Source organism: Candidatus Obscuribacterales bacterium (genome assembly GCA_036703605.1).
Taxonomy (GTDB): Bacteria; Cyanobacteriota; Cyanobacteriia; order RECH01; family RECH01; genus RECH01.
In genome coordinates this window covers 1-1705 of sequence record DATNRH010000083.1, presented here as the reverse complement: position 1 = coordinate 1705, position 1705 = coordinate 1, and the positions used below count along the sequence as shown (strand labels likewise).

Sequence of the window (1705 nt, the reverse complement as noted above, 5' to 3'; positions counted from 1 at the left end):
GCATCAACCCTAGCCCACCCAGCATACCCCCCCAGGTACCAGGGTGCCCGGCCCCCCATGTTTGTATATGGTTACTAATGGATGGGGACTTAGGCCCGTTGACCTGGGGTTTTGTGCTATCTAGGGGGTCAGTTTATCTGTAATTGTAGTGGTTACTGCGGAACGGGTGGGGGGTGGTTGTCTGGTACCGTAACGAGACCAGTTTTATCTACGGTGTTTTATTTTTTGTAAACTTTTTGTGAACGTGGTATTCCCGACTGGGTTGGTCGGGTTTCACTACCTGGGGGTTTGTGATGCCATTTCGGGGAAATGGCCTCTGACCTGGGGTGAAACACTATAGCTCTATATAGTAGAGGGCGAAGCCCACACTAGCGTGGGCGACGACTCCCCTACGGAGTCGCCCACACAGGTTACTGGTAACTGGTTACTGGGTGCGGCGACCCCTACGGAGCCGCACGCTAGTTACTGGTAGCTAGTAGCTAGTAGCTAGTGGTTAGCTAACTTAGCTAATGCATCCCTCCGCTTGGGGCGTCGGGATGTCTGAGGCAGGATACGGGTTGCCTGTACTCCTCGCTTCCGCTCGGAGTGTCTGTATCAAACGTTGCGCCGCCCCACAGCGGCGCAACACTAGTGTTAGAACTGAGACAAGCTTTATGCCCTCAAACCAAATGGAACCAGTCCCCTTGCAGAATTCCGGCGAGATCGCCAAGATTAATGGTCGCCCGTCCAAGACATCGTTGCAGCGGGCGCAGCGGACGTTGCATGACAATCAGTTGCGGTATGCGGTGTGGTTGTCGTTCCCTGAGTCGATGCGTCAGCCTGCTACGAAGAAGGAGTTTGCGGCGTACATCAACGTTTCGTTGATGACGTTGCATCGCTGGGATAAGGACCCGAATCTGATTATGGCGGTCAAGTGGCTGGCTATTCAGAATGTGGGTGATGTTGGCCGCATTTCGAATATTGTGACGATGCTGTACGATACGGCGATGGACCCCTCGAAGGGGGATCGTTTGCGGGTTGAGGCTGCCCGGGATTTCTTGAAGGCTGTGGGTGTTCACGAAGTCAACAAGTTTGATAACAAGCTTCTGAAGATTGAGGATGCTGCCGATTTTGACTTGGATCAGTTGACTGATGAGGAGTTGTGGGAACTCTATAATGAGCGTGCCCGGGATGCCGGTTTGAGTGGCGGGTACGCTCCGGTCGATGACTCTGAGGTCATCGACGGTGAGGTTATGGATAATGAGTGAACCCACCGTAGGTCTTGGGCCTGTGCCTCGCAAGAGGTCCCGCCAACCAGCAATCCAGCTTTCTGACGAGGCGCTGGCCCAGGAAATTCTGTACCGGAAAATGTTCCCCAAGGGTCTCAAGTTTCAGGCTCATGGGATGACCCCGGATGATGTGAACGCCGTTTTGGCGGCGTTCACGACGTTTTGTGAGCATGCGGTCCAGATCAAATATCAGGGCACTCACGGCCCCCTGGAGCTGCGTGAAGCGCAGAGGGAGACTTTGCGGGACATTGTGGAGAACCGCAGGGTGATTATCTTGAAGGCCCGCCAGATTGGTTTCTCGACGCTGATTTCGGTGTTTGCTTTGTGGTGTGCTATGGCGGGTCATGACCGCCAAATCTACTTCCTGAGCCGAGGCCAGCGTGAGGCACGATCTCTGCTGTCGAAGGCTCGGTACGCCTACCGCAAGATGCCGGATT

General features: G+C 54.5%; 2 protein-coding genes. Both read left to right on the top strand.

Annotated elements, in window-relative coordinates:
- Positions 1–653: 653 nt before the first annotated feature.
- Positions 654–1247: a hypothetical protein gene (locus tag V6D20_01840; protein ID HEY9814538.1), complete on the top strand. Its 594-nt coding sequence runs from the start codon at positions 654–656 to the stop codon at positions 1245–1247.
- Positions 1240–1705, top strand: a 466-nt coding sequence (locus V6D20_01835; GenBank protein ID HEY9814537.1) for a hypothetical protein, incomplete at its 3' end; no start/stop codon positions are given. The genes V6D20_01840 and V6D20_01835, both read left to right, overlap by 8 nt.